This window comes from Roseateles sp. P4_D2, assembly GCF_056401875.1.
The window spans coordinates 373,973-398,843 of record NZ_JBFUIM010000002.1; the positions used below are offsets into that span (position 1 = coordinate 373,973).

General features: G+C 67.9%; 21 protein-coding genes. 11 read left to right on the plus strand and 10 right to left on the minus strand.

Going from position 1 to position 24,871, the window contains the following annotated elements:
• The first annotated feature begins 156 nt into the window (after positions 1–156).
• The 4 genes from AC1DW0_RS05155 to AC1DW0_RS05170 all read left to right on the plus strand — a co-directional run bounded on the left by AC1DW0_RS05155 (position 157) and on the right by AC1DW0_RS05170 (position 7,951).
• Positions 157–2,934, plus strand: a complete 2,778-nt coding sequence (locus AC1DW0_RS05155; RefSeq protein WP_477945108.1) for a type I restriction endonuclease subunit R — start codon at positions 157–159, stop codon at positions 2,932–2,934.
• Positions 2,931–4,526, plus strand: coding sequence for a restriction endonuclease subunit S (locus AC1DW0_RS05160; RefSeq protein ID WP_477945109.1), 1,596 nt, complete (start codon positions 2,931–2,933; stop codon positions 4,524–4,526). Before AC1DW0_RS05155 ends, AC1DW0_RS05160 begins: the two co-directional genes overlap by 4 nt.
• 49 nt (positions 4,527–4,575) lie before the next feature.
• Positions 4,576–6,039: an ATP-binding protein gene (locus AC1DW0_RS05165; RefSeq protein ID WP_477945110.1), complete on the plus strand. Its 1,464-nt coding sequence runs from the start codon at positions 4,576–4,578 to the stop codon at positions 6,037–6,039.
• Positions 6,040–6,439: 400 nt separating this feature from the next.
• On the plus strand, positions 6,440–7,951 hold the full coding sequence (locus AC1DW0_RS05170; RefSeq protein WP_477945111.1) for a class I SAM-dependent DNA methyltransferase: 1,512 nt from the start codon (positions 6,440–6,442) through the stop codon (positions 7,949–7,951).
• 51 nt (positions 7,952–8,002) lie between these two features.
• Here AC1DW0_RS05170 and AC1DW0_RS05175 read toward each other — a convergent pair whose 3' ends face one another.
• A complete protein-coding gene (locus tag AC1DW0_RS05175; RefSeq protein ID WP_477945112.1) occupies positions 8,003–8,956 on the minus strand; it encodes an alpha/beta hydrolase in 954 nt (317 codons plus the stop codon).
• 348 nt (positions 8,957–9,304) lie between these two features.
• Here AC1DW0_RS05175 and AC1DW0_RS05180 point away from each other — a divergent pair, with 348 nt between their 5' ends.
• Positions 9,305–10,558 (plus strand): D-alanyl-D-alanine carboxypeptidase family protein, encoded by a 1,254-nt coding sequence (locus AC1DW0_RS05180; protein ID WP_477945113.1) that lies wholly within the window; start codon positions 9,305–9,307, stop codon positions 10,556–10,558.
• 15 nt (positions 10,559–10,573) lie between these two features.
• Here the strand turns inward: AC1DW0_RS05180 and AC1DW0_RS05185 are convergent, their stop codons facing one another.
• From AC1DW0_RS05185 to AC1DW0_RS05195, 3 genes are read right to left on the minus strand one after another with little or no spacing between them, the layout of a single operon-like run.
• Positions 10,574–11,329, minus strand: a complete 756-nt coding sequence (locus AC1DW0_RS05185; protein WP_477945114.1) for a ThuA domain-containing protein — start codon at positions 11,327–11,329, stop codon at positions 10,574–10,576.
• Positions 11,326–12,186 (minus strand): alpha/beta hydrolase family protein, encoded by an 861-nt coding sequence (locus tag AC1DW0_RS05190; RefSeq protein ID WP_477945115.1) that lies wholly within the window; start codon positions 12,184–12,186, stop codon positions 11,326–11,328. Before AC1DW0_RS05190 ends, AC1DW0_RS05185 begins: the two co-directional genes overlap by 4 nt.
• Positions 12,187–12,232: 46 nt before the next feature.
• Positions 12,233–13,189, minus strand: a complete 957-nt coding sequence (locus tag AC1DW0_RS05195; protein WP_477945116.1) for a DMT family transporter — start codon at positions 13,187–13,189, stop codon at positions 12,233–12,235.
• A gap of 132 nt (positions 13,190–13,321) precedes the next feature.
• Between AC1DW0_RS05195 and AC1DW0_RS05200 the strand changes: the two genes are divergently transcribed.
• A complete protein-coding gene (locus tag AC1DW0_RS05200) occupies positions 13,322–14,203 on the plus strand; it encodes a LysR family transcriptional regulator (protein WP_457388809.1) in 882 nt (293 codons plus the stop codon).
• Here AC1DW0_RS05200 and AC1DW0_RS05205 read toward each other — a convergent pair.
• A complete protein-coding gene (locus tag AC1DW0_RS05205) occupies positions 14,200–15,234 on the minus strand; it encodes a hypothetical protein (protein ID WP_477945117.1) in 1,035 nt (344 codons plus the stop codon). The genes AC1DW0_RS05200 and AC1DW0_RS05205 overlap by 4 nt on opposite strands.
• 134 nt (positions 15,235–15,368) lie before the next feature.
• Here AC1DW0_RS05205 and AC1DW0_RS05210 point away from each other — a divergent pair, with 134 nt between their 5' ends.
• The gene (locus AC1DW0_RS05210; RefSeq protein ID WP_477945118.1) at positions 15,369–16,739 is read left to right on the plus strand and encodes an ethanolamine ammonia-lyase subunit EutB; all 1,371 of its coding nucleotides are present in this window, start codon (positions 15,369–15,371) and stop codon (positions 16,737–16,739) included.
• 145 nt (positions 16,740–16,884) lie between these two features.
• Positions 16,885–17,679: an ethanolamine ammonia-lyase subunit EutC gene (gene eutC / locus AC1DW0_RS05215; RefSeq protein WP_477945119.1), complete on the plus strand. Its 795-nt coding sequence runs from the start codon at positions 16,885–16,887 to the stop codon at positions 17,677–17,679.
• Here the strand turns inward: eutC and AC1DW0_RS05220 are convergent.
• The 4 genes from AC1DW0_RS05220 to AC1DW0_RS05235 form a co-directional block, all read right to left on the minus strand.
• A complete protein-coding gene (locus AC1DW0_RS05220) occupies positions 17,676–17,873 on the minus strand; it encodes a hypothetical protein (protein WP_056191317.1) in 198 nt (65 codons plus the stop codon). The two genes, eutC and AC1DW0_RS05220, sit on opposite strands and share 4 nt — an antisense overlap.
• Positions 17,874–17,943: 70 nt before the next feature.
• On the minus strand, positions 17,944–18,294 hold the full coding sequence (locus tag AC1DW0_RS05225) for a PRC-barrel domain-containing protein (RefSeq protein ID WP_056191319.1): 351 nt from the start codon (positions 18,292–18,294) through the stop codon (positions 17,944–17,946).
• A 202-nt stretch (positions 18,295–18,496) separates the two neighbouring features.
• Positions 18,497–18,949 carry a RidA family protein gene (locus tag AC1DW0_RS05230; protein WP_235531771.1) on the minus strand — a complete coding sequence of 151 codons (453 nt, stop codon included), beginning with the start codon at positions 18,947–18,949 and terminating at the stop codon, positions 18,497–18,499.
• The gene (locus AC1DW0_RS05235; protein WP_477945120.1) at positions 18,946–19,809 is read right to left on the minus strand and encodes a TolB family protein; all 864 of its coding nucleotides are present in this window, start codon (positions 19,807–19,809) and stop codon (positions 18,946–18,948) included. The genes AC1DW0_RS05230 and AC1DW0_RS05235 overlap by 4 nt, the downstream gene beginning before the upstream one ends.
• A 646-nt stretch (positions 19,810–20,455) precedes the next feature.
• Between AC1DW0_RS05235 and ku the strand changes: the two genes are divergently transcribed.
• Positions 20,456–21,385, plus strand: a complete 930-nt coding sequence (ku, locus tag AC1DW0_RS05240) for a non-homologous end joining protein Ku (RefSeq protein ID WP_477856320.1) — start codon at positions 20,456–20,458, stop codon at positions 21,383–21,385.
• A gap of 100 nt (positions 21,386–21,485) precedes the next feature.
• Here ku and AC1DW0_RS05245 read toward each other — a convergent pair whose 3' ends face one another.
• Positions 21,486–22,418 (minus strand): LysR family transcriptional regulator, encoded by a 933-nt coding sequence (locus AC1DW0_RS05245; RefSeq protein WP_457353555.1) that lies wholly within the window; start codon positions 22,416–22,418, stop codon positions 21,486–21,488.
• Between the two features lie 88 nt (positions 22,419–22,506).
• On the opposite strand from AC1DW0_RS05245, the gene AC1DW0_RS05250 reads away from it, so the two are divergent.
• Together AC1DW0_RS05250 and AC1DW0_RS05255 are read left to right on the plus strand one after the other, a co-directional pair.
• Positions 22,507–23,487 carry an MBL fold metallo-hydrolase gene (locus AC1DW0_RS05250; protein ID WP_457353557.1) on the plus strand — a complete coding sequence of 327 codons (981 nt, stop codon included), beginning with the start codon at positions 22,507–22,509 and terminating at the stop codon, positions 23,485–23,487.
• A 3-nt stretch (positions 23,488–23,490) separates the two neighbouring features.
• On the plus strand, positions 23,491–24,867 hold the full coding sequence (locus tag AC1DW0_RS05255; protein ID WP_457353559.1) for a M28 family peptidase: 1,377 nt from the start codon (positions 23,491–23,493) through the stop codon (positions 24,865–24,867).
• Positions 24,868–24,871 lie beyond the last annotated feature (4 nt).

Genomic DNA, 24,871 nt, shown 5'->3' on the forward strand with positions numbered 1-24,871 from the left:
GGAAACAGCAGGTCCATCATGGACGAGTCGTTGTTCATTGGGCGACGGTTGTTGCCATAAAGGCGACGTTTTGCAAGCTTCATGGTGGGCACACAATCCAGCTTCTAGCGAAACGACAGCAAGCCACGACTGCTCGAGCGCGGCGAGGGAGCCCCCATGACCCCAGAGGCCCAGGCCCGACAAGTCATCGATGAACGCCTGCAGGCGGCCGGTTGGCTGGTGCAGGACTACCGCCAGCTCAACCTCGGCGCGGCGCTGGGCATCGCGGTGCGCGAGTACCCCACCGACACCGGCCCGGCGGACTATGTGCTGTTCGTCAACCGCGAGGCGGTTGGCGTCATCGAGGCCAAGCGCGACGACGCCGGCGAACAGCTCGTCGTCACCGAGTCCCAGACCGAGCGCTACTCCCACTCGCGCCTCAAGTGGCGCACCAACAACCAGCCGCTGCCCTTTCTGTTCGAGGCCACCGGCCAGATCACCCGCTTCACCGACGGCCGCGACCCCGCGCCACGTTCACGCGAGGTCTTCCGCTTCTTCCGCCCCGAAATGCTGGCCGCCTGGGTGGCCCAGCCCGACACGCTGCGCCGCCGCCTGCGCGAGGCCCTGCCGCCGCTGCCCGGGCAGAACCTGCGTGACTGCCAGGTCAGCGCCGTCACCGGCCTGGAGCAGTCCCTCGCCGCCAACCGCCCCCGCGCCCTCGTCCACATGGCCACCGGCGCAGGCAAGACCTTCACGGCCATCACCGCCGTCTACCGCCTGCTGAAGTACGCCGGTGCCAAGCGCATCCTGTTCCTCGTCGACACCCGCAACCTCGGCAAGCAGGCCCACCAGGAGTTCATGGCCTACACGCCGCCCGACGACGGCCGCACCTTCACCGAGCTCTACAACGTGCAGCGCGTGGGCGCCAACGGCGTGGACCGCCACGCCCAGGTCTGCATCAGCACCATCCAGCGCATGTATTCCGCGCTCAGTGGCGAGACGCTGGATGAGGCCGCCGAAGACATCCCCGCCGCCGACGTGGCCCGCGTCGTCCAGCCCGGCCGCCTGGTCAGCTACCAGCCCGAGCTGCCCATCGAGACCTTCGACTTCGTCGTCATCGACGAATGCCACCGCAGCATCTACAACCTGTGGAAGCAGGTGCTCGACTACTTCGACGCCTTCCTCATCGGCCTCACCGCCACGCCCGACAAGCGCACCTACGGCTTCTTCAACGAGAACGTCGTGGCCGAGTACAGCTACGAGGACTCGGTGGCCGACGGCGTCAACGTCGGCTACGACGTCTACGAGATCGTCACCGACATCACCGCCCGCGGCGCCGAGCTGAAGGCCCAGGAGTGGATAGACCACCGCGACCGCCAGACCCGCAAGAAGCGCTGGGCCGAGACCGAGGAAGACACCGCCTACACGGGCAAGGAGCTGGACCGCTCCGTCGTCAACCCCAGCCAGATCCGCCAGGTGCTGCTGGCCATGAAGCAGGCCGTCGAGACCCGCATCTTCCCCACCCGCCGCGAGACTCCCAAGACCCTCATCTTTGCCAAGACCGACAGCCACGCCGACGACATCATCCAGCTCGTGCGCGAGGTCTACGGCCAGGGCAACGCCTTCTGCCGCAAGGTCACCTACAGCGAGAAGGACGCCGACGCCGTGCTGCAGGCCTTCCGCAACGACTATGCACCGCGCATCGCCGTCACCGTGGACATGATCGCCACCGGCACCGACGTCAAGCCGCTCGAAGTGCTGCTCTTCATGCGCGACGTGCGCAGCAAGGGCTACTACGAGCAGATGAAGGGCCGCGGCGTGCGCAGCCTGGGCGCCGATGGCCTGCAGCGCGTCAGCGCCAGCGCCGACGGCGCCAAGACCCGCTTCGTGCTGATCGACGCGGTCGGCGTCGAGAAGTCCCTCAAGACCGAAAGCCGCCCGCTGGAGAAAAAGCCCGGCGTGCCGTTGAAGGACCTGCTCCAGGCCGTGGCCCTGAACCAACGCGACGACGACACCCTGCTGACGCTGGCCAACCGCCTGGTGCGCCTGGGCAAGCAGCTCGACCCCAAGGCCCTGGCTCGCATCGAGAAAACCAGCGGCGGCGTCCCCGTGCGCGAGCTGGGCAAGGCGCTCATCCAGGCGCTGGACCCCGACGCCATCGCCCAAGCCGCGCTGGCCACGGCGCAATCCCAGGGCATCACGCGCAGCGAAGACACGCTGCTGCCCGCCGAGTTGCAGGCGGCCCGCGCCGCCCGCGTCGCCGCCGCCTGCGCGCCCTTCGACGCGCCCGAGCTGCGCGAGCAGATCGAGCACGCCCGCCGCGACCGCGAACAGCTCATCGACCACGTCAACCTCGACACCGTGCTGGTGAGCGACTTCAGCGCCGAGGCCGAAGACCAGGCCCGCAAGACCGTCCAGGCCTTCGTGGACTTTGCTAAAGCGCACAAGGACGAACTCGCCGCGCTGAGCTTCTTCTACCAGCAGCCCTACCAGCGCCGCGCGCTGACCGTCGAGGCCATCGAGGAACTGCACGAAGCCCTGGCCCGCCCGCCGCTGATGCTCACCACCGAGCGCCTGTGGGCCGCCTACGCGCGGGTGCAGGCCAGCCAGGTCAAGGGCGCGGACCTCAATCGCCAGCTCACCGACCTCGTCGCGCTGCTGCGCTTCGCACTCGGCTTCGACACCGAACTCAGACCCTTTGCTGACACCGTGAACCAACGCTTTGCCGACTGGATCTGGCGCCACAACAGCCGCCGCGCCAGCGCCTTCACGCCCGAGCAGACCGAGTTCCTGCGGCTGATGAAGGAGCACATCGCCGGGTCGTGCTCGATTGGGCGCGACGACTTCGACTACGCCGAACTGGCCGCGCGCGGCGGGCTGCAAAAGGCCTGGGGGCTGTTTGGCGAGGAGCTGGATGCGCTGATGGGGGAGATGAATGAGGAGTTGGTGGCGTGACGAATGAACTGCCGACAGGGTGGGCAACTGCGCAACTCGACGAGTTGTGCTCTCGGATTGTTGACGGCTCCCACAACCCGCCCCCCGCCCAGGCATCGGGGCATCCCATGCTCAGCGCCAGGAACATCAACTTTTTCGACATCCAGTTTGACGACTTCCGTCTCATCTCAGAAGAAGCGTTCCAGCAAGAGCACGCCCGAACGAAAGTGGCAGCGGGCGACGTGCTTTTGACCATCGTGGGCACGATTGGTCGCGTGGCAGTGGTGCCGAAACGTGACACCCCCTTTGCTTTGCAGCGCAGCGTGGCGGTACTAAAACCACGCGGCGTGGACTCGCGCTACCTCGCGCATGCCTTGACCTCGGATTCAGTCCAGCGCTGGCTGCAAAGCAATGCCAAAGGTACAGCCCAGAAAGGCATCTACCTCAAGACGCTTGGCTCGGCTGAGCTGCCCGTGGCGCCGTTAGCCGAACAGATCCGCATCGTCGCCAAGCTCGAAGAACTGCTCTCCGACCTCGATGCCGGCGTGGCGGAGTTGAAGGCGGCGCAAAGAAAACTGCAGCAGTACCGCCAGTCCCTGCTGAAGGCCGCCGTCGAGGGCTCGCTCACGGCCGCGTGGCGCGAGGCCCACCCCGCACCCGAGGAAACCGGCGCCGACCTGCTCGCCCGCATCCTGCGCGAACGCCGCGCCCGCTGGGAAGCCCAGCAACTCGCCAAGTTCGAGGCCCAGGGCAAGGCGCCGCCGAAGGGGTGGCGCGAGAACTCCGCAGAGCGTGGCCGTCCTGAGATTGAGGGACTACCTTTGCTTCCCTTGGGTTGGACATGGGCGAGCTTGGAGCAGGTAGCCGCCGAAGAAAAGTACAGCCTCGCCATCGGCCCATTCGGTAGCAACCTGACGGTGCCCGACTATCGCGACGAAGGTGTGCCGCTAGTTTTCGTTCGCAACATCCGCTCGGGCCAGTTTGGCGGGAAGTCGACTCGATATGTCGCTACTGAGAAGGCGCAGGAACTCTTAGCTCACCAGGTCGCCGCTGGAGATGTACTCGTTACCAAGATGGGTGAGCCGCCCGGTGATGCGTGCGTGTATCCAGACGATCAGCCGCTCGCCATCATCACAGCGGACTGCATCAAGGTCCGCTGTGCGAAAGGCTTGATGCTTCCGAAGTTCTTGGAGGCCGTCGTGAACTCCCACATTGGCAAGGGTCAAGTCAAGCCAATGACCCAGGGTGTGGCGCAGAAGAAGGTGAGCCTCGGACGATTTTCAAGGCTCGCCGTTCCTGTGCCGCCGCTGCAAGAGCAGGCTGCGATCTTGCAAAAGCTCCATGCGGCGGAACAGGAGGAGCGATGCTTGACGATTGCTCTCGAAACGTCAGTCCAGCAATCCACCGCCCAACGCCAAAACCTCCTCCGCGCCGCCTTCGCCGGCCAGCTCGTCCCCCAGGAGCCGGCCGACGAGCCCGCCGCCGAGTTGTTGGGCCGCATCCGCGCTGAGCGGCCCGCGCAGGGTTCCGCCAGGAGGCCGCGAGCGAAGCCGGCGCATGTGGCCAATCGTCTCAACAGCGTTGAGACAATTCTTGTGGGAGCCGTCGAATGAGCCTGACCAGCCTGCCATCCGACTACCTCCAACTGCTGCCGGAGCTTGCATGACGCGCGATGAAACCTATTGGCGCAGTCTGGTGCATGAACTGGTCGCCCTGCCTGCCGAAACCGGCTGGGTCGAGTTCAAGCACAACAACAGCGACCCGCAGGCGTTGGGGGAGTACATCTCTGCGTTGGCCAATTCGGCCGCGTTGGATGGCAAGGCCAAGGCTTACTTGCTGTGGGGTGTGGATGACGGCAGCCATGCCGTGGTGGGCACGGAGTTCGACCCTGCGCGCAAGCGGGTCGGCGCAGAAGAGCTGGAGAGCTGGCTGTTGCGACAGTTGGAGCCCAAGATCGGTTTTCGCTTTCACCGCCCCGTGATCGATGGCAAGCCTTTGGTGCTGCTGGAGATTGATCGGGCCTTTCGCCACCCAGTGAAGTTCGGCGGGCAGGAATACCTGCGGATCGGCTCCTACAAGAAGAAGCTCAAGGATCACCCGGAGCATGAGCGGTCGTTATGGCGCATTCTTGATGCGACGCCCTTCGAGCAATTGCTGGCGGCCGAAAAGCTGGGTGAAGACGAGGTGTTGCGGTTGCTGGACTACCCGGCCTACTTCGAGTTGATGGGCTTGCCGCTGCCGGAACAGCGCAGCGGCGTGTTGGCGGCGCTTGCGGCTGATCAGTTGATCGTCCGGGAAGACGGCGGTCGCTGGGCCGTTCGCAACCTGGGTGCGATCCTGTTCGCCCGTCGGCTGACTGATTTCGGCAGCTTGCAGCGCAAGGCCGTGCGCGTCATTGCCTACAAGGGCAACGGCCGCGCCGAAGGCGCCTTGCGCGAACAGGAAGGCGGCCGCGGTTACGCAGCAGCTTTCGAGGGCCTGGTGGGATTCATCAACGGGCTGCTGCCGAGCAGCGAGGTGATGGGGCAGGCGCTGCGCAAGTCCGTGCCGATGTACCCGGAGCTGGCCATTCGTGAGTTGGTGGCCAATGCCTTGATTCATCAGGACTTCTCGGTCACGGGCAGTGGGCCGATGGTGGAGCTGTTTGGTGATCGGTTGGAGATCACCAATCCAGGTACGCCGCTGGTGGACACGCAACGCCTGCTGGATCACCCTCCGCGATCACGGAACGAGGCGCTGGCATCGGTGATGAGGCGCGTGGGCATTTGCGAAGAGCGCGGCAGCGGCGTGGACAAGGTTGTCTTTGAGACCGAGTACTACCAGTTGCCGGCGCCCGCCTTCGAGGTGGTGGGGGAGTCCACGCGGAGCACGCTGTTTGCGCCCCGATCACTGACCAAGATGGATGCCAGTGACCGCGTGCGGGCGATCTATCTGCACGCCTGCCTGCGTTACGTCGAGCGCGATTTCATGACCAATACCAGCTTGCGCGGGCGGCTGGGGCTCGATGTCAAGAACAGTGCCGTGGCGTCGAGGCTGATCAAGGAGGCGCTGGGTCAACAGATGATCCGCCTCCACGATGCAACGGCTCCGCCGAAGTACCGCAAGTACGTGCCGTTCTGGGCGTGAGGGGGCTGTACTTGACGAAGATCGGCTCAGGGCGGTGGTTGCGACCACTCGCTTCATAGAAATCAATGGCTTAGCGACGACTTCGGTACTTGACGGTCACTTGATGGACTCTGTCTGGGCGTGTTTCTGGGTGTCGCCACCGCAGGTCGTTTGAGCGGTAACTTCTTTATTCGCGGCCGTGGAAAACAATGGCCGCATCGGCATTCTTTTCAAACAAATCAAAGACTTAGCGATGCAGTTATTTTCCAAGCACGCCAATCGCTACTTGATGGCGCTGTGTCGCTCCTCAGAAGAGTCGCCAGGACGTGGTCGTGCGGCATCTGAAAAATCAACAACTTAGCCAAGATTCCGAGTACTTGCAGGTCAGTTGATAGAACCAATCGACCCGGCACCCATATCCATGAACACCTCCACCCTCATCCAGAAAGTCTGGAACTTCTGCCACACCCTGCGCGACGACGGCGTGGGCTATGGCGACTACCTGGAGCAGCTGACCTATCTGCTGTTCCTGAAGATGGCGCACGAGTACGCCGCGCCGCCCTACCAGCGCGACACCCGCATCCCCAAGGGCTACGACTGGGCCACGCTACGCCCGCTGACCGGCGAGCCGCTGGAGTCGCAGTACCTGACCACGCTGCACAAGCTCGGCCAGCAGGGCGGCATGCTGGGCGCGATCTTCTTCAAGGCGCAGAACAAGATCCAGGACCCGGCCAAGCTGAGTCGCCTGGTCCAGATGATCGACGAGCAGTCCTGGGTGGGCATGGATGCCGACACCAAGGGCGACCTCTACGAAGGCCTGCTGCAGAAGAACGCCGAGGACACCAAGAGCGGCGCCGGCCAGTACTTCACGCCGCGTGCGCTGATCCAGGCCATGGTGGCCTGCATGCGGCCTAAGCCCGGCCAGACGATTGCCGACCCGGCCTGCGGCACGGGCGGCTTCTTCCTGGCGGCCAACGAGTGGCTGACCGGCACCGGCCCCTGGCTGCGCGACCACGGCCACTGGCTGGGCCACGAAACGCCGCGGCTCACAAAAACGCAGAAGCACTTCCTGCGCGACGAGGCCTTCCACGGCAACGAGATCGTGGCCGGTACGCGCCGCATGTGCCTGATGAACCTGGTGCTGCACGGCATCGGTGACCTGGTGGGCGAGCCCTCGGTGGAGCGGGCCGATGCGCTGATTGCCGAGCCGCGCCTGGCTGTGGACATGGTGCTGGCCAACCCACCGTTCGGCAAGAAGAGCAGCATGACCATCACGAACGAGGATGGCGAGGAGGACCGCGACGCGCTGACTTACGAGCGGCAGGACTTCTGGGAGACCACGTCCAACAAGCAGCTCAACTTCTTGCAGCACATCGTCAGCATGCTGAAGGTGAATGGCCGCGCGGCGGTGGTGCTGCCGGACAACGTGCTGTTCGAGGGCGGCGCCGGCGAGAAGATCCGCAAGAAGCTGCTGGAGACCTGCGACGTGCACACCGTGCTGCGCCTGCCCACTGGTATCTTCTACGCGCAGGGCGTGAAGGCGAACGTGGTGTTCTTCGACAACGCGCCGAAGGACGGCCGGGCCCATACCAAGGGCGTGTGGTTCTACGACCTGCGCACCAACCAGCACTTCACGCTGAAGACACGGCCACTGAAGCTGCCCGATCTGCAGGACTTCATCCGTTGCTACAACCCGGCCAACCGGCATGAGCGGGTGGCGACGGATCGCTTCAAGTTCTACGCCTATGAGGATTTGGTCGCTCGCGACAAAGCCAGTCTGGATGTGTTCTGGCTGAAGGACGACAGTCTGGACAACCTAGATGACCTGCCGATGCCGGATGTGCTGCAGCAGGAAATCATTGAGCATCTGGAAGCAGCGCTATCAGCGTTTCGGGACGTGGCTGCGGCCCTGCCGCCGTTTCCGCGTTCTTAGCTGTTTGCTTCAGGCGTTCGACGGAACGCCCGCCCACCGCAGCCCCGCGCCTCACCGCCCCGCCGAGCCCAACAACCCCCGCTGCCGCAGCCAGTCCTCCACTCGCCTCGGCCACGCCGATGCAGTGCCCAGCCCGTCACGCATGCCAATGCCATGCCCGCCCTGCTCGAACAGGTACAGCTCCGCCGGCACGCCGGCGCGGGTGAGGGCCTGGTAGTACAGGATGCTGTTCTGCACCGGCACGGTCTTGTCGCCCTGCGTGTGCAGCAGCACCGTGGGCGGGGTGGCGGCCGTCACCTGCTGCTCCACGGACATCAGCGCCAGCAGCGCCGGGCTGGGCGCATCACCCAGCAGCGCGCGGCGCGAGCCGGGGTGGGCGGCGGGGTCGGTCATGGTGATAACGGGGTAGACAAGCACGGCGAAGTCGGGCCGGGCGCTGACGCTGTTGTCCAGCGCGGCGCCGGTGCGGCCGTCGGGGTGGTCAAACAGCGTGCTGGCGCTGGCCGCCAGATGGCCGCCGGCGGAACTGCCCATCACGCCGATGCGCTGGGGGTCGACACCGAACTCGGCCGCGCGCGAGCGCACCAGGCGCAGCGCGCGCAGCACGTCCTGCAGCGGCGCGGGGTGGCCCCACTCCTGCAGGCGGCTTTTCAGGATGAAGGTGGTGATGCCCAGCGTGCTCAGCCAGGCGGCGTACTGCTGGCCCTCGTGCTGCCACGACAGGTAGCGGTAGCCGCCGCCCGGGCACAGGATCACGGCCGTGCCGTTCGGTCGATCCACGGCAGGCGGCACCACGGTCAGCGTGGGCTGCGACACGTTGGCGATGCTGCCGTTCGCGTCGACGCGCTCGGCGCCAAGGTCCCCGCGCGCTGCTGGCGCATCCGCCCGCACGGCGGCGGGTACGCCCTCGGGCCAGAGCGGCAGCACGTTCGGCGAGGGCGCGGCCCGGCTGAGCGACGGCAGCAGGGTCAACAAGGGCGACAGGATCAACGGGCGGCGCTGCATGCGTTGGGCGGGCTCGGTCGCCCGTGCTCAGGTTTGTTGCGGTGCAGTTTGCCTGCGGTGCGCGCTCATGGCTTTGAGTGAATTGCGGGCCGGCGCAGTTGTAGAGATTCGTGAGTTCTCCGTCGCCAGGGCGGTTGTGGGCATGCCAGAGGACACAATTGGCCCCGAATCGCTTGGCACGACCTCGTGTCGATGACATCCCGCGCGCGATTTCGCCGCCCCTGGCCGGCCCACCGGAAACTGGGGTGCGCTTCGCGCCAGCACAACGAACCGCCCCATCTCAGTGATCAGACAATTGATCGCGAGCGACCGAATCTACCTATTGGCTTCCTCAGCAAGCATCTCTCCATGACCCGCACACCGCGCATCTCCCATCTGCTCCCCTGCGTTCTTGCCAGCGCGATCCTGATCGGCTCCGTCGGCCTCGCCAGCGCCGCATCGCATGCCAAGCCCCACGCTGCGGCCAAGAAGGCCAAGAAGGCTGCCGCATCCACCGCGCCCGAGATGACGACCGACGCCAGCGGACAGTCGGTGCCGGTGCTCGAGAACAAGGCGTGGGTGCTGATGGACTTCAACACGGGCCAGCTGCTGGCGTCGTCCAACCCGGACGAACCGCTGCCGCCGGCGTCGCTCACCAAGATGATGACCAGCTATCTGGTAGAGCAGGGCCTGAAGAACGGCAAGCTCAAGCCCGACGAGATGGTCACCATGAGCGAGAGCGCCTGGTGCCGCGGCGGCAAGGACGGCGACAGCTGCATGTTCGTGCCGCTCAACGAGAAGGCCTCCTTGATGGACATGCTGCGCGGCGTGGTCATCGCCAGCGGCAACGACGCCTCCAAGGCGCTGGCCGAACACGTCGGCGGCTCGGAGGCCGGCTTCGTCACCCTGATGAATGCCGAAGCCGCCAAGCTCGGCATGACGAAGACGCACTTTGCGAACGCCGCGGGCCTGCCCGACCCCAACAACAAGGCCTCGGCGAAGGACCTGGCCGTGCTGGCCGCGGCCATCATCCGCAACAGCGCCGAGTACTACCCGATCTACGCCGAGCGCGAGTTCACGTACAACAAGATCAAGCAGGGCAACCGCAACGCACTGCTCTACACAGACTCGACCGTCGACGGGCTCAAGACCGGGCATACGGAGGACGCCGGCTATTGCCTGACCGCCTCGTCCAAGCGCAATGGCATGCGCCTGATCTCGGTCATCATGAACGCGAACAGCAAGCAGGCCCGCGCTGACCAGACCCGGGTGTTGTTCAACTGGGGCTACGCCAATTTCGAGGAAGCCACGCCGGCCCAGGCGGGCGCTGCGCTGGCCAACGCCAAGGTGGTGTACGGCGTGGCCCCCGAGGTGGCGGCGGGCTTGGCCAAGCCGTGGACGCTGGTGGTGCCCAAGGGCCAGGCCGCCGCGGTCAAGACCGAGTTGACGCTGAACCCGGGCCTGGAGGCGCCGATTGCCAAGGGCGCGGTGATCGGCAAGGCGGTCGCGGTGGCCAATGGCAAGACGCTGGGCGAGGCGCCGGTCGTGGCGCTGGCCGATGTGGAGCGCGCCGGCTTCTTCCTGCGCATCAAGCAGCGCATCTCCGGCTGGTTCTCGAAATAGGCCGAACCCGGGTCGTCAGCGTCCGGTGGCGGCCCACCAGATGCCACCCCAGAGGTGGTCCAGGTAGCGCTCGTCGCGGTACATGGCCTGGTTGTGGCCCAGCGCCGTGATGAAAACGCGGCCCTTTTCGTAGGCCTGCCACCAGCTCACCGGGTGGTCGGCGCCCATGCCCTTGGCGACTTGGCCGGGCCAGATCTTGGTGGGGTCGTAGCTGCGCTCGTCCACGGCCAGCACAGGGTTCACATTCACGCCGTGCGGGTTGCTGAACTCGTACCACTCGTCGCTCCAGATCCAGCGGTCCGGCAGGCCGAAGGTGGCGGGGTGGCTGGCGTCGGTCTTGGTGACGACGGCCGTCTGCAGCATGGGGTGGATGACGAAGGAGCGGCCCACCAGCTTCTCGTACCAGGGCCACAGGCCCGGCTTGCTGATGATGGCGCGGTGCACGACGACGGCGTTGCCACCCGAGCGCATGTAGCGCTCGAAGCCGGCGCGCTGAGCCTCGTTGAACTCCTCGCCCGAGCTGTTGAGCAGCACCACGGCCGCGTACTTGCTCAGGTCGCCCTCGAAGGCGCCGGGCTGGGCCGTCCAGGTCAGCTCGAAGGCATGCAGCCTGGCCAGCTTCTCGAAGCTCTCGCGCGCCACCGGGATGTACTCGTAGTGGTACTTGGTGGGCATGGCCAGCACGAGGACGGCGAACTGGGTGTCGGCCGCCAGGGCCGGCGTGCTGGCCACGGCGGCGGCCACCGCGAGGGCGTTCAGGGTTTTCTTCATCGTGCGGCCGATTCTTCCAGCAACCACCCGCCCAGCTGCCGCATCGCCGCGGGCGTGCGCGCCAGGCTGCGGTGGTTGGTGCCGGCGAGCTGATGCACGGTGACGGCCGAGCCGGCGCGCTGCAGGGCGCGCACGAGGGTGTGCGAATGCGCGTGCGGCACCTGGCGGTCCTGCTCGGCCAGCAGCACCAGCACCTCGCAGTTCAGCGCGCGGGCGGCGGCGACGCTGTCCAGCGGCGAACGCAGCCAGGGCGTCAGCGGCGCGAGCAGCAGGTTGCGCCGCAGTACCGCGCGCAGGCTTTTCAGCGGCGTGATGAGCGCGACGCTGGCCACCGGGCGGGCGGCCGCGGCCAGGCGCGCCGCGAGCTGCATGGCCACGCCGGTGCCCAGGCTGCGGCCAGCCAGGTGCAGGGCGCCCGGCGGCAAGCCGAGCCGCGCCAGCCCCCAGGCCGCGGCGGCTTCGGCGTCGGCCACGCAGGCGGCCTCGGACGGCCAGCCGCCGCTCTCGCCCAGGCTGCGGTAGTTGAAGGCCAGCAGCGCGCAGTCGTCGGGCAGCCAGCCGGCAAGGTCAGGCGTCCAGGCGACGTTTTCGTTGCGACCGCCAAACCACAGCAGCAGGCGGCGGGGTGCCTCGCCCACGGGCTGGGTCAGCCAGCCCTGCAGGCGCACGCCGCCGGGGCGCGCCAGCCAGACGGCCTCGCTGCGCCGGCGCGCGGCGGCGGGGCCGGGGTCGGTGCGGCGGATGACCCAGGTGCGGCCGAACAGCAATTTGCCCTGCAGGGCGATGAGGGCGGCCGGCAGGGCAAGCAGGAGAAGCAGGGCACAGGCCCAGGGCAGGAGAGCGGTCAGCGGTGGCATGGGCCGAGGCTAGGCCGCCTGCATGACAGCGTGGTGAGCGCGGGCTTCAGCGTGTGCAAGGCGCCGCGTTGCCCAGGGCCACGCGCGGCGCCGGCACCGCGGCGGCCTTGGGCGCCCACACCGTCAGCGCCAGGCCGAGGCCCACCAGCGCCGCGCCGATGATCTCGTTGGCGTGCGGCGCCTCGCCCATCACGGCGTGCACGGCGATGACCGACACCGGCACCATGTTCAGGAACAGCGTCCCCAGCGGCGCGCCGAGCTTCTTCACGCCGGCGTTGAAGGCCAGCACGGCGGCCACGGTGGGCACCAGGGCGATGTAGACCAGCTTCGGGCTCAGGCTCAGAAGCAGCTCGGCCGATGGCGCCTGGGCCCAGCCCAGCAGCGTGGCGAGCAGCGCCACCAGTGCCAGACCGGGCAGCGCGGCGATGGCTGTCAGCGCGGTGTACTCCAGCGGGCTGTGGTCGGGCACCTTGGCCATGGCGCGGGTGTAGAGCACCCAGCCCAGCGTGCCGGCCAGCGTGATGGCGTCGCCCAGCAGCATGCGGGCATTGATCTCGCTGGCCTGGCCCAGCAGGTTGGCCACGGTGGCCACACCCGTGAGGGCGAGTGCGGCGCCGAGCAGGGCGCGCAGCGGCGGGCGTTGGCCGTCCAGTGCCCAGCGCAGCGCCATGGTCGTGAAGGGCATGGTGGCCATGATGACGGAGCCGTGCGAGGGCAGCGACAGGCGCAGGCCGTGGAAGACCATGATGCTGAACACGCCATAGCCGGCCAGGCCGACGAGGCTGTGGCGCAGCGCGTGGCGGCGCAGCTTGGCCCAGGGGTGGCTGCCGGCGAAGTGCACCAGCACGGCCAGCACCGCGGTGGCCAGCGTGTAGCGGGAGAAGGTAAACCAGACGGGGTCGAGCTGGGCGACGACGGTCTTGCCGATCAGGAACAGGCTGCCCCAGGTGGAGGTGGCAAAGAGCAGGGCGGTGATGGCGCCGGGCCGGGTGTTGGCGGTCATGGAGGGTCTCCAGACGAATGTCGATGCCTTCACTCTCGGCGCCTGGCGCAATTTCATCCATTCGTTTCGGCCGACCGCCCCGTTCAGAAAATCCACACCCCCGCCCCGCCGCCCCTGAGCAGAATGGCGGCCATGGAGATCTACCAGCTCAAGACCTTTGTCGCCGTGGCCACCGAGGGCAACCTCACGCGCGCCGCGGAGCGCGTGTTCACCAGCCCGCCGGCGGTCAGCGCCCAGCTCAAGGCGTTGGAGGACGAGTTCGGCGTGAAGCTGTTCGAGCGCAGCGCCCGCGGCATGGCGCTGACGGCCGCCGGCGAGCGCCTGCTGGAAGAGGCTCGCCGCACGTTGGCCGCGGCCCAGGGCATGCAGGCGGCGGCCGCGCAGATCCGCGGCGAGGCGCGCGGCCAGGTGCGCATGGGCACGGTCAGCGACGCGGTGGCCCTGCGCCTGGGCGAGGTGTTCGTGCACCTGGCCGAGCACCACCCGCTGGTGCAGCTGCAGTTGCAGCAGCTGGTGTCGCTGCGCGCCATCGCCGCCGTGCGCCGCGGCGAGCTGGACTGCGCCTGCGTGCTGCACGAGCACGCCGAGATCGAGGGCCTGGAAGTGCGGCGCCTGCAGGCAGCCGAGATCGTGCCCGTGGTGCCGCAACGCCTGCTGATACACGGTGGCCTGCCGCCCGACCTGGCCGGCCTGGCCGCCCTGCCCTGGGTGACGACACCGCCCGACTGCGGCCTGCGCAGCCACCAGGAAAGGCTGTTCGCCCAAGCCGGCGCCGTGCTGGAGGTGGGCCTGCAGGCCGACACCGAGGTGGCGGTGCGCAGCATGGTGGCGGCCGGCATGGGCGCCGGCATGGTGCGGCGCGACCAGGCCACGCTGATGGAAGACGCCGGCCAGGCCCGCATCTGGCCGGGCTGGTCGGCGCCGACCTGGTTCTGCTGGATCAGCAGCCCGGCGGCGCTGGCCGTGCCGGCCGTGGGAGCGGTGCGGGACGCGGTGGCGCTGACCTGGGTTTAAGGCGTCTTGGCCGCGGGCTCGCGCAGCTGGGCGACGGCGGCCTCGAACTGCTGGGCGGCCTGCTTCAGCGCATCCAGCTCGGTGGCCGCCCGCCCCAGGGCTTTCTGGGCTGCGTCACGGGCAGCGGCCTCGCCGCCGGCCGGCGCCGCGGCGATGGCGCCCAGGCGGGTCTGGGCCTCCGTCAGCGCGCGGGCGAGCTGGTCGCGCAGCGCGTCCAGGCGGCTCGACAGGCCCTGCGCCTCGTCCAGCTTCTGGCGCCTTGCCGCGTCGACGTCACCCGGCGCGTTGCGCAAGCCCTCAAGCGTCTCGCGATCGCTCTTGATGTGGGCCTCCAGCGCATCGCGCTCGGTGGCCAGGGCCGCCTGCTGGCGCTGCGGGGCCGCGGGGTCGGCGGGCGTGCCTTCGTTGCGCGCACGCAGGCCGTCCCCGGCGCTCTTGCTGCCGAAGTAGAAGCCCACCACCGTCGTCAGCAGGGTGATGATGGCGGTGAGCAGCTGCTTTTGCGCATCCATCGCGCTGGCCGAGGGGCGCGACTCCAGCGTGTAGAGATTGAGCTTGGCATTGGCGCCGGCATCGGTGCCCGAGGCGGCGCGGCCGGGTGAGGCGACGACGACCAGCAGCGAAGGCACCTGCTTGTAGCGCGTGATCTCGTCCGGCAGCCGTGCCAGCGGCACCTCGATCTGCTCGAAGGGTTTGTCGCCGGGGCGGGGCATGCGGGCCTCTTCTTGCGCTTCGCTGAAGAACTTGAGGCCGAACACCGCGAACAGCACCATCACGCCCACGGCCAGCAGCGTGCGCACCGAACCCGAGGGCAGGCCGAAAGCCTCGTTGGCGTCGTTGAGGTTGAGGCCGCCGAAGACGATGGCCGTCAGCGTCAGCGCGGTGGCCATCAGCACCAGCAGGCCGACAAACCAGAGCGCGGAATCGCCTCTCGGGTTCGGCGCCAGCAAGGTGAGCGCCAGGACCGCGCAGATCGCCAGCAGCCCGATGACGCCCCATTTGACCCGCCGGGAAACTTTCTCGTCGTCCATGGCAATCTCACGCGCTGATATGCAGGATCGCGACGCTAACCGCCATGGCCGGGCCGGGCATCCTCAGCTTTGCGGAGCTGGCCGCGTCACACCTTGGTCATGCAAGCGAAGCGGTCGCAGCGCAAACTAGGGCCATGGCCTACACGCACACCCTCGGCGGCGAGCGCTACAGCTTCGCGGACCTGCGCACCCTGCTCGCCCGCGCCAGCCCGCGGCGCTCGGGGGACGAGCTGGCCGGCGTGGCCGCGGCGACGGCGCGCGAGCGGGTGGCTGCGCAGCTGGCGCTGGCCGACCTGCCGCTGACGACTTTCCTGAACGAAGCCGTCGTGCCCTACGAGAGCGACGAGGTCACGCGGCTGATCGTCGACACGCATGACGCGGCCGCCTTCGCGCCGATCTCGCATTTGACGGTGGGCGGTTTGCGCGACGCGCTGCTGGCTGATGCGACCGACCCCGCGCTGATCGCTCCCGGCCTCACACCCGAGATGGCCGCTGCCGTCAGCAAACTCTGCCGCGTGCAGGATCTGATGCTGATTGCGCAGCGCTGCGAGGTCGTCACGCAGTTCCGCAGCACCATTGGCCTGCGCGGCCGGCTGGCCACGCGGCTGCAGCCCAACCACCCGACCGACGACGAGGCCGGCATCGCGGCCAGCCTGCTCGACGGCCTGCTGATGGGCGCGGGAGATGCCGTCATCGGCATCAACCCGGCGACGGACAACCTGCCGCAGGTGATGCGCCTGCTGCAGATGCTGGACGCCGTCATCTCTCACCACGAGATCCCGACGCAGAGCTGTGTGCTGACGCATGTGACGACGACGATCGAGGCCATGGCGCGCGGCGCGCCGGTGGACCTGGTGTTCCAGTCCATCGCCGGCACCGAGGGCGCCAACCGCGGCTTTGGCATCACGCTGGCGTTGCTCGAAGAAGCACGGCAGGCGGCGCTGGCGCTCAGGCGCGGCGGCCGCCACGTCATGTACTTCGAGACCGGTCAGGGCAGCGCGTTGTCCAGCGGCGCGCACCACGGCTGCGACCAGCAGACGCTGGAATGCCGCGCCTATGCCGTCGCGCGGCGCTTCGAGCCGCTGCTGGTCAACAGCGTCGTCGGCTTCATCGGGCCGGAGTATTTGTTCGACGGCAAGCAGATCCTGCGCGCCGGCCTGGAGGACCATTGCTGTGGCAAGCTGCTCGGCCTGCCCATGGGTGTGGACGTCTGCTTCACCAACCATGCCGAGGCCGATGTCGATGACGTCGACAGCCTGCTCACGCTGCTGTGCGCCGCCGGCTGCAACTACATCATGGGCGTGCCGGGTTCGGACGACATCATGCTGGGCTACCAGAGCACGAGTTTTCACGACGCGCTGGCGATGCGGCGCCTGCTGGGCCTGAGGCCGGCGCCGGAGTTCGAGGCCTGGCTGCAGCGCATGGGCATCTTCGAGGGCGGTGATGTGCCGCGGCTGGCGGCTGGGCTGCCAGCGCGTTTTGCGGCCTTGCTGGAGCAGACGTGAGCGCCGCGCCGGGCCGCCCCAAGCAAGCTCGCTCCCGCTTGGCGGGAGTGAGCCCGGGCATGGGATGCCCAGTGGGCATCGCATGCCTGGCGAACGCCTGGCCGCGCTGTCGGCCAGGCAAGGCCGCAGGCCGAAGGGTGCACCAGTGAGCGTCATCGAGCAACCCTGGGCCCGCCTGCGCCGCTACACGGCCGCGCGCATCGGCCTGGGCCGCGCCGGCATCAGCGTGCCGACCACGGCCCACCTCGCCTTTCAGCAGGCCCATGCCGAGGCGCGCGATGCGGTGCATGCGCCGCTGGACGCCGAGGCGCTGTTGGCCGGGCTGCGCGCCTTGGGCGAGGCGCCGTTGCGGGCGCAAAGCCGCGCGGCGGACCGGGCGAGCTATCTGCAGCGACCCGACCTCGGCCGGCGGCTCGATGAGGCCGACGCCCAAGCGCTGCAAGAGTTGAACGCACCGGCAAGCGACCTCGCCTTCGTGTTGGCGGACGGCCTCTCGGCGCTGGCCCTGCAGCGCCAGGCCCTGCCGCTGTTCACGGCGCTGCGCGAGCGCCTGATGCAGGAGGGCGGCTGGACCTGGGGACCGCCGGTCGTCGCGACGCAGGCTCGCGTGGCTCTTGGAGATGAGATCGGCGCGTTGCTGCATGCGCGCTGTGTCGTGGTGCTGATCGGCGAGCGGCCGGGGCTGTCGGCGCCGGACAGCCTGGGCGTTTATTTCAGCTGGGCACCGCACCTCGGGCTGGCGGATGCCGAGCGCAACTGCATCTCCAACGTGCGCCCCGAAGGATTGCCACCGCCAGCGGCCGCGGCCAAGCTGCACGTGCTGCTAGGCCTCGCGCGATCACGGCAAGTGAGCGGCATTGGGCTCAAGGATGAAGAGGACGAACGCGGCCTGCCGCACGCGGCGACGGCGGCGCCGCTGATGCGCCTGTTGGGCGGTTAGCGGCCCGGCCGGGGCGTCATCGTGTCGATGCCCGCGCCGGGGTCTTCCTCACCGGCCACGGAGTCATCGAAGGCGCCGTTCTTCACGTCGCGCGCGGGCCGCTGCTTGGCGGTGGGCCGCTCGACATCGCCAGCCTGTGGGGCGGCCGGTGCGGGCTCGGGTGGGATCGGCGGGGTGCGGGTCGGGTCAGGCATGGGGCCTCCGGAGTTCAATGAAAAGGGGCGGCAGTGCCGCCCCTTCGATCAGCAAGCGGCGAGGGCCTGCTTACATCCACCAGGTCGAGCCGTAGTAGTCATAGACCTTGCGGCCGTACTCGTCGTTGTAGGTGGGCGTTTCGTCGCTCGGGTAGCGCGGTGCGCGCTCCAGCTGGGCCTTGTCGACGTTGACGACATAGCCGTCCTTGCTGGTGTCGTACTTCAGCTGATCCCATGGCAGCGGGTAGCGGTCGGTGCCCATGCCAAGGAAACCGCCGAACTCCAGCGCCGCGTAGCGCACCTGGCCGGACTTCTTGTCGATGACGAGGTCGTCGATGGAGCCGAGCTTGTCGCCGCTGGGGCTGTAGACCTTGGTACCTTCGACCTTGGAGGAAGAGATGGTGGGAGTGACGCTGGCCATGATGGAACTCCTGGAAAGTTGAACACGGGTCACGGGGCAGGCTTTAACCCGCTCCGCCAGGTGCTGTGCACCATGCGTTGAATATGCTTGTTATGGCGGGGCCTGGCAGTCGGGCTAGGCGCCCAGCCCTTGTAGGAACCGGCCGACCGGCGGTCCGTTCTCGTCCACGCAGATCTGCCCCTGGCGGGACACATGCCTGGCGTCAGTCGGCCGCGATGGCCTCGATCTCCAGCAGCCAGTCGCTGTCGTAGATGCCGGCGATCAGCACCGTCAACGCCGGGCTGCGCGCGCCCAGCACCTCGCGGCGGATGGCGGAGTTCTCCAGGGCGTGTTTGCGGTCACCGAGATAGGTCGTGACCTTGACGAGGTGGTCCAGCGTCATGCCGGCCGCGCGCAGCTGCGCGTCGATGTGGCCCCAGACGAGGCGGCATTGCCCGGCGAAATCCTTGGGCACGGCGCCCGCCTTGTCGACCGGGATCTGGCCGCTGATGAAGAGCAGGCGCGACGGCGCCCGAAGCTCCAGGGCCTGGGCATAGCCACCCGACGGGGCGGGCGCTTCGGCGGCATTGATGGCGCGGGTCTTGGCCATGGCGGCTCCTGCGGTGGATGTCGTTGTCGCCAGGCCCAGGGCCAGGGTGCGGCGGGTGAGATTCATGGCTTGCTCCCGGGGCAGGCCGGCGGCCAGGTGGAGTCGGCGCCGGTTTGGAGGTCGATGACGAAGAGCTCGCCCGAACGCTCGCCGTCGGCCTGGGCAAACAGCAGCCGGTCGGCCTTGGGCGACAGCAGCGGGCCGACCTGGAAGACGTCGTCGCGCGCCGGCACCCGGCCCAGGGGCCGCCAGCCGTCGCCGCTGCGGGCGAAGCGGTAGAGATGGGAGCGGCCCTCGCGGTCGGACACGACGACGGCCTGGCTACCGTCGCGTGACACCTCCACCTCATAGTCGTTGCTGGGCGTGTTCAGCGGCGCGCCCAGGTTGGCGACACGCCAGCCGCCGTCGGCTCGGGGCGTGGCCACGTAGACGTCATTGCCGCCCAGGCCGCCGGGGCGGTCGGAGCCGAAGAAGAGGCGGCCGTCGGGCAGGCGGCGCGGCAGCAGCTCGGACTGCGCTGAGTTGATGGGTTCGGGAAGCCGGCGTGGTGCGCCCCAGCCGCCGCGGCCGTCGCTGTCGGCGACCCAGATGTCCAGGTCGTCGCCGCGCTTGCCGGGGAAGGGCCGGTTGGACACGAACCAGAGCTGGCGGCCATCGGCCGTGATGAAGGGGTCGGCCTCGCTGGCCGGCAGCGGCGCCGCGATGGCCAGGGGCACGGCCTCGCTCCAGCCCCGCGGGCCGCAGCTCGACTGCATGAGGCGGTAGGCCGAGAACTGCGGGTTGGCGCGCATGAAGATCATCGTGCGGCCGTCGGGGGCGAAGCTCGGCGAGGACTCGTACTGGTCGGTCGAGACGCGCTCGGGCGTCCATCGCGAGGGGGCGCTTGCCGCGGTGGCGGCGATGGCGAGGGCCAGCAGGGCCTTCATGGCGGTCTTTCGGTGTCAGGTCGGCCGCAGTCTTGCGCCCGCAAGCCCGGCCTGACCTTTCGCATCGCGGATTCCGGGGACGAGGGCCTGCTAACACTACGGCAATGGGTCGCGTTGAGGCCAGAAGGGCCGCGAGCAAGGCGCAAAGCGGAGCCGGGTTGGCCACCCGGCGAGCACTTGCAACGCCGCGCGCGGCCTTTCTGGCCTCAACCCTTCGGGAAGACCCGTCGCCAGGGGCCACTCGGCGTTGCACCGCTTGCCCGCACATCAGTGCGGGCGGCGTGCTGCGCCTTGATTGGCCCCTGGCAGCGAGCCTTCGCGACCCATTGCCGTAGCGTTAACAGGCCCTGGTCGGCGCAGACCTACAACCGAACGGTCCGGCCGCCGACGGCGCGGCCGCAGCGGGTCGCCCATAGTGTCGGGGTCACATTGGACCGATCCCGAAATGCCGCCCCGACAGAGATTCCAGCAATTGACCGCGGCCGTCCTGGTCGCCGTGGCTGGCCTGACCGCCTGTCGCAAGGAGGTGCCGCCACCGCCAAGGCCCGATGAGGTGCCCAGGCCCAAGGCGGCGGCCTCTTCGGCCTATGCCTTGCCCACCGCATATGCGCGGTTTGGCCGCTGAGGCAAGCACCGAGGCAAAGACATGGCAGGCCCCAGCGCCAATCCCCGCGCCATCTGGAAGGGCGCCATCTCCTTTGGCCTTGTGCACGTGCCCGTGTCCTTGCACAGCGCCACGCAGGAGCAGGAGATCGATTTCGACTGGCTGGACAAGCGCAGCATGGACCCGGTGGGCTACAAGCGCATCAACAAGCGCACCGGCAAGGAGATCGACAAGGAACACATCGTCAAGGGCGTCAAGCTCGAGGGCGACGAGTACGTGGTGCTGTCCGACGACGAGATCAAGGCCGCCTACCCCAAGCGCACGCAGACCATCCAGATCGAGAACTTCGTCAAGGCGGCGGACGTGTCCTTCGTCTACATCGAGAAGCCTTACTACCTCGCGCCGGATGGCCGGGCCGACCGCGTCTATGCGCTGCTGCGCGAAGCGCTGGAGAAAGCCGGTGTCATCGGCATCGCGCGCTTCGTGCTGCACAACAAGGAGCACCTCGCGGCGCTGATCCCGGCCGGCCCGGCGTTGATGCTGGGCGTGCTGCGCTGGGCCGAGGAGATCCGCTCGCCCGATGCGCTGGACTTGCCTAAGGTGGGAGCCGCTGGCGCTGCGGGCGTCAAGCCCGCCGAGCTGAAGATGGCCCAGCAGCTCATCAGCCAGATGACTGCGGCCTGGAAGCCCGAGAAGTTCAAGGACGACTTCACGAGCGCCATCCATGAGCTGGTCAAGCGCAAGGCCAAGGCCGGCAAGACGGCGACCGTGCAGCCCTTCGAAGAGGCGCCGGACACGAGCAGCAGCAATGTCGTCGACCTGACCGAGCTGCTGAAGCAGAGCTTGGGCGGCAAGGCGCGCAAGCCCGAGAAGGCGGCGAAGGCACCGGCCGATAAGGCGCCGGCGAAGAAGGCGGCAGCCAAGCCCGCGGCCAAGCGTGGCGCGGCAAACCGCGGCAGGAAGGCCGCGTGAATTCAGGCGCACCGACGTCCTGCGGGAACACCTTTCGCCGGTGGTTCGACTGCGCCGCCGAAGACGTCGCCGAGTTCTGCTCTGGTCCGCTGACGGCAAGTCAAGAGCTGGCGGAGGCCTGATCGGTCAGCAGCTCCCATTCGCCGCGAAGGCTCTTGAGCGCGTAGTCGGCAAAGTGGCGTACGCGCGGGGCCAGATGCAATGCATGCGGGTACACGACATGCAGCGGTGCGCTGGGGATGCCGTATCGGCCCAGCACGCGCACCAGCGTTCCATCCCTCAGCTCCGAGCCCACATCCCATATTGACTTGAGAAAGATCCCGCCGCCGGCGAGCGCGAGTGCTTTGGCCGCGTTGCCGTCATTGCACAGGAAGGTCGCGTTCACCTCGGCCGAGACCGGTTTGCCTTCATGCTGGAAGAGCCAGTGCCGCGTGCTTCGCGTGCCGTAGAGGATGCAGTTGTGCGCTGAGAGCGCAGCAGGCGTGTCGGGAGAGCCGAAGCGCAGCAAATAGTCCGGCGCGGCGCACAGGACGAGCTCGCTGTCGGCGATGTGGCGTGCCGTCATCGTCGAGTCGTTGAGCACCCCGAAGCGCAGCGCCAGGTCAATGCCTTGTTCCACGAGATCCACGACGTCGTCGCTCAAGACGATCTCGATCCGCAACGCCGGATGCATGGCCTGGAACTGCGCCGCCAGGGGGGCGAGATAGCGCGTGCCCAGCATGCGCGGTGCCGTCACCCGCAGGTGCCCGTTGATGTCGGTGCGGCTGTGCTGCATCACCACCTCGGCCTGCTGCACCTCCGCAAGGATGCGCACGCAATGCAGGTGGAAGCGTTCGCCTTCCTGCGTCATGGACTGCCGCCGCGTGGTCCGGTTGAGCAGGCGAACGCCCATGCGCGCCTCGAGGGCGGCCAGGCGTTTGCTGACCACTGCCAGCGACAGGCCCAGCGCGTTCGCGGCCCCCGTGAGGCTGCCGGCACTGGCGACCTTGTCGAAGATCGTCAGCTCGGCCAGGTTGTCGATCATTGTTTCCATATCGTTGATTGTGAAATAGCTATATCGATCTTTATAAACAAGATGGCGATAAATATAGTGGCTTTCATCGCTTAACAGGAGCCTCACGATGAAACGCACCTTCCTTGCGGCCTTCCTGGCCGCCACTGTCGCCACCAGCCTGGTCGCCCCGGTCTCGTCCGCGGCCGAGGCGCCTGCGACCAAGGTGAGCCGCTATCAAGCCGGCTACTACCACTTCAAGCTCGGCGACTTCGAGATCGCGGCACTCTCCGACGGCACACTGCCGATCCCGACGCTGAAGCTGCTGACCAACGCCCAGCCCGGCGAGGTGGCGTCGCGCCTGGCGGACACGTATCAGACGACCGAGGTCGATGCCTCGATCAACGCCTACCTGATCCGGGCCGGCAACCGCCTGATCCTGATGGACGCCGGCACCGGCGAGCTTTACGGCCCGACGTTGAACAAGCTCGAGGCCAGTCTCAAGGCGGTGGGCGTCACGCCGGCGCAGATCACCGACATCCTGATCACGCACATCCACACCGACCACACCGGTGGCTTGATGGATGGCCAGCGCATCGTGTTTCCCAACGCCACGGTCCACATCGAGCAGAAGGAGGTCGCGCACTGGCTGAATCCCGACAACCGCGCGCGGGCGCCGGAGGCGGCGAAGAAGTACTTCGACGAGGCTTCGGCCAAGGTGCAGCCCTATGTCGATGCCGGCAAGGTGAAGACGTTCTCCGGCGCGACCGAGCTGTTCGCCGGCATCCGTTCCATCCCCGCTCCGGGCCACACACCGGGCCACACGTTCTACGCGCTCGAGAGCAAGGGCGAGAAGCTGGTGTTCTGGGGCGACCTGGTTCACGTGGCGGAAGTCCAGATGCCCAACCCGGGCGTGACGATCGTCTTCGACGTCGATCCCAAGGCCGCCGCAGCAACGCGCAAGAAGGCTTTCGCCGACGCGGTCAAGGGCCGGTACTGGGTCGCGGCCGACCACATCTCGTTCCCCGGCGTCGGCCATCTGCGCCGCGATGGCACAGGCTACCGGTGGGTCCCCATGACCTACGTGAACGACCACTACGAGGCGAGGTGAACCATGGCCCAGCGGTTGCTGAATCACTCCGCGGCACTGCTGCTGGCCGCGTGTCTTGCAAGCCCTTTCGCGGGCGCTGAAACGTTGCCGGCTTCCGCAGCGAACGAAGCGACCGCCGGGCTCCTGAGGGAACGCGCGCTGGCGGACAGCGGGGCGTACAAGATCGTCGCATCGCTGACCACGGAGGTCGGCGCGCGCCCCGCCGGGTCCGAGGCCGACGCCCGCGCGGTGGCGTGGGCCGTGGCGAAGTTCCGTGCGCTGGGCTACGACAAGGTCTACACGGAGCCCGTCAAGTTCACGGCTTGGCGCCGGCTGTCCGAGAGCGCCGAGGTGATTGCGCCGCTCACGCAGCGCCTTGCCGTGACCGCGCTGGGCAACAGCGTGGGAACCGACGGCCCGCTCGATGCCGAGATCGTGCGATTCCAAGACTTCGAAGCGTTGCAGTCGGCGCCGGCCGAATCGGTGCGCGGCAGGATCGTCGTGCTCACCCGGCGCATGGAACGCGACCGCGATGGGTCGGGATACGCGCGGGTCCTGCAGATGCGCAGCAGTGCTGCCTCGTTGGCCGCCACCAAGGGCGCCGTGGCGCTGCTGATCAGATCCTTGGGAACCGACGACAACCGGCTGCCGCACACCGGCAGCGTGAACTACGCTCCCGGGAACGCGATTCCGGCCGCCGCCATCTCGGGCCCGGATGCGGATCTCCTTGAACGGCTGGGGCTTCGATATCCCTCGGTACGGCTGCGCCTGAACATCGCGACGCAAACACAGACCGACAGCACCTCGTACAACGTGATCGGCGAGATCACCGGGCAAGACGCCAAGGGGGAGATCGTGATGATGTCTGCGCATCTCGACTCCTGGGATCTGGGCACGGGCGCAGTCGACGACGGGTTCGGCGTGGCCCTGACCATGGCAGCCGGGGCGTTGATCAAGCAGCTGCCCCAGGCACCCCGCCGCACGATCCGCGTGGTGTTGTTCGCCAATGAGGAGAACGGCTTCGATGGTGCACGCGCCTATGCGGCGCGCGATGCGGGCGATCTGTCGCGGCACTATCTGGCGATCGAAAGCGATTGGGGCGCAGGGCCAATCTACGCGTTGCGTCATCCGCCGCTGGACGCTGAGCTCACGGCACGGCTGTCACGCGCGCTGGCTCCGCTGGGCATCACGCTCGACGGTGCCGCTGGCGCACCGGGACCGGATCTGGGCTTCCTGGCCAAGCGTGGCGTGCCGTGGATCCAGCTCGCACAGGATGCCACGGACCTCTTCGATCATCATCACAGCGCCAATGACACCTTGGACAAGATCGACCCCGCGTCCTTGAACCAGAACGTCGCCGCCTACACGACGTTTGCCTGGCTGGCAGCGAACGCGCCGTAGATAT

Excerpts from the sequence above, each read along its gene's own strand:
- AC1DW0_RS05155 (WP_477945108.1), top strand. The coding sequence starts at position 157 with ATGACCCCAGAGGCCCAGGCCCGACAAGTCATCGATGAACGCCTGCAG.
- AC1DW0_RS05255 (WP_457353559.1), top strand. The coding sequence starts at position 23,491 with ATGGCCCAGCGGTTGCTGAATCACTCCGCGGCACTGCTGCTGGCCGCG.
- AC1DW0_RS05230 (WP_235531771.1), bottom strand. The coding sequence starts at position 18,949 with ATGAATCTCACCCGCCGCACCCTGGCCCTGGGCCTGGCGACAACGACA.
- AC1DW0_RS05205 (WP_477945117.1), bottom strand. The coding sequence starts at position 15,234 with ATGGACGACGAGAAAGTTTCCCGGCGGGTCAAATGGGGCGTCATCGGG.
- AC1DW0_RS05195 (WP_477945116.1), bottom strand. The coding sequence starts at position 13,189 with ATGACCGCCAACACCCGGCCCGGCGCCATCACCGCCCTGCTCTTTGCC.
- AC1DW0_RS05250 (WP_457353557.1), top strand. The coding sequence starts at position 22,507 with ATGAAACGCACCTTCCTTGCGGCCTTCCTGGCCGCCACTGTCGCCACC.
- AC1DW0_RS05180 (WP_477945113.1), top strand. The coding sequence starts at position 9,305 with ATGACCCGCACACCGCGCATCTCCCATCTGCTCCCCTGCGTTCTTGCC.
- AC1DW0_RS05245 (WP_457353555.1), bottom strand. The coding sequence starts at position 22,418 with ATGGAAACAATGATCGACAACCTGGCCGAGCTGACGATCTTCGACAAG.
- AC1DW0_RS05210 (WP_477945118.1), top strand. The coding sequence starts at position 15,369 with ATGGCCTACACGCACACCCTCGGCGGCGAGCGCTACAGCTTCGCGGAC.
- ku (WP_477856320.1), top strand. The coding sequence starts at position 20,456 with ATGGCAGGCCCCAGCGCCAATCCCCGCGCCATCTGGAAGGGCGCCATC.
- AC1DW0_RS05170 (WP_477945111.1), top strand. The coding sequence starts at position 6,440 with ATGAACACCTCCACCCTCATCCAGAAAGTCTGGAACTTCTGCCACACC.
- AC1DW0_RS05185 (WP_477945114.1), bottom strand. The coding sequence starts at position 11,329 with ATGAAGAAAACCCTGAACGCCCTCGCGGTGGCCGCCGCCGTGGCCAGC.
- AC1DW0_RS05200 (WP_457388809.1), top strand. The coding sequence starts at position 13,322 with ATGGAGATCTACCAGCTCAAGACCTTTGTCGCCGTGGCCACCGAGGGC.
- AC1DW0_RS05165 (WP_477945110.1), top strand. The coding sequence starts at position 4,576 with ATGACGCGCGATGAAACCTATTGGCGCAGTCTGGTGCATGAACTGGTC.
- AC1DW0_RS05175 (WP_477945112.1), bottom strand. The coding sequence starts at position 8,956 with ATGCAGCGCCGCCCGTTGATCCTGTCGCCCTTGTTGACCCTGCTGCCG.
- AC1DW0_RS05220 (WP_056191317.1), bottom strand. The coding sequence starts at position 17,873 with ATGCCTGACCCGACCCGCACCCCGCCGATCCCACCCGAGCCCGCACCG.
- AC1DW0_RS05235 (WP_477945120.1), bottom strand. The coding sequence starts at position 19,809 with ATGAAGGCCCTGCTGGCCCTCGCCATCGCCGCCACCGCGGCAAGCGCC.
- AC1DW0_RS05190 (WP_477945115.1), bottom strand. The coding sequence starts at position 12,186 with ATGCCACCGCTGACCGCTCTCCTGCCCTGGGCCTGTGCCCTGCTTCTC.
- AC1DW0_RS05225 (WP_056191319.1), bottom strand. The coding sequence starts at position 18,294 with ATGGCCAGCGTCACTCCCACCATCTCTTCCTCCAAGGTCGAAGGTACC.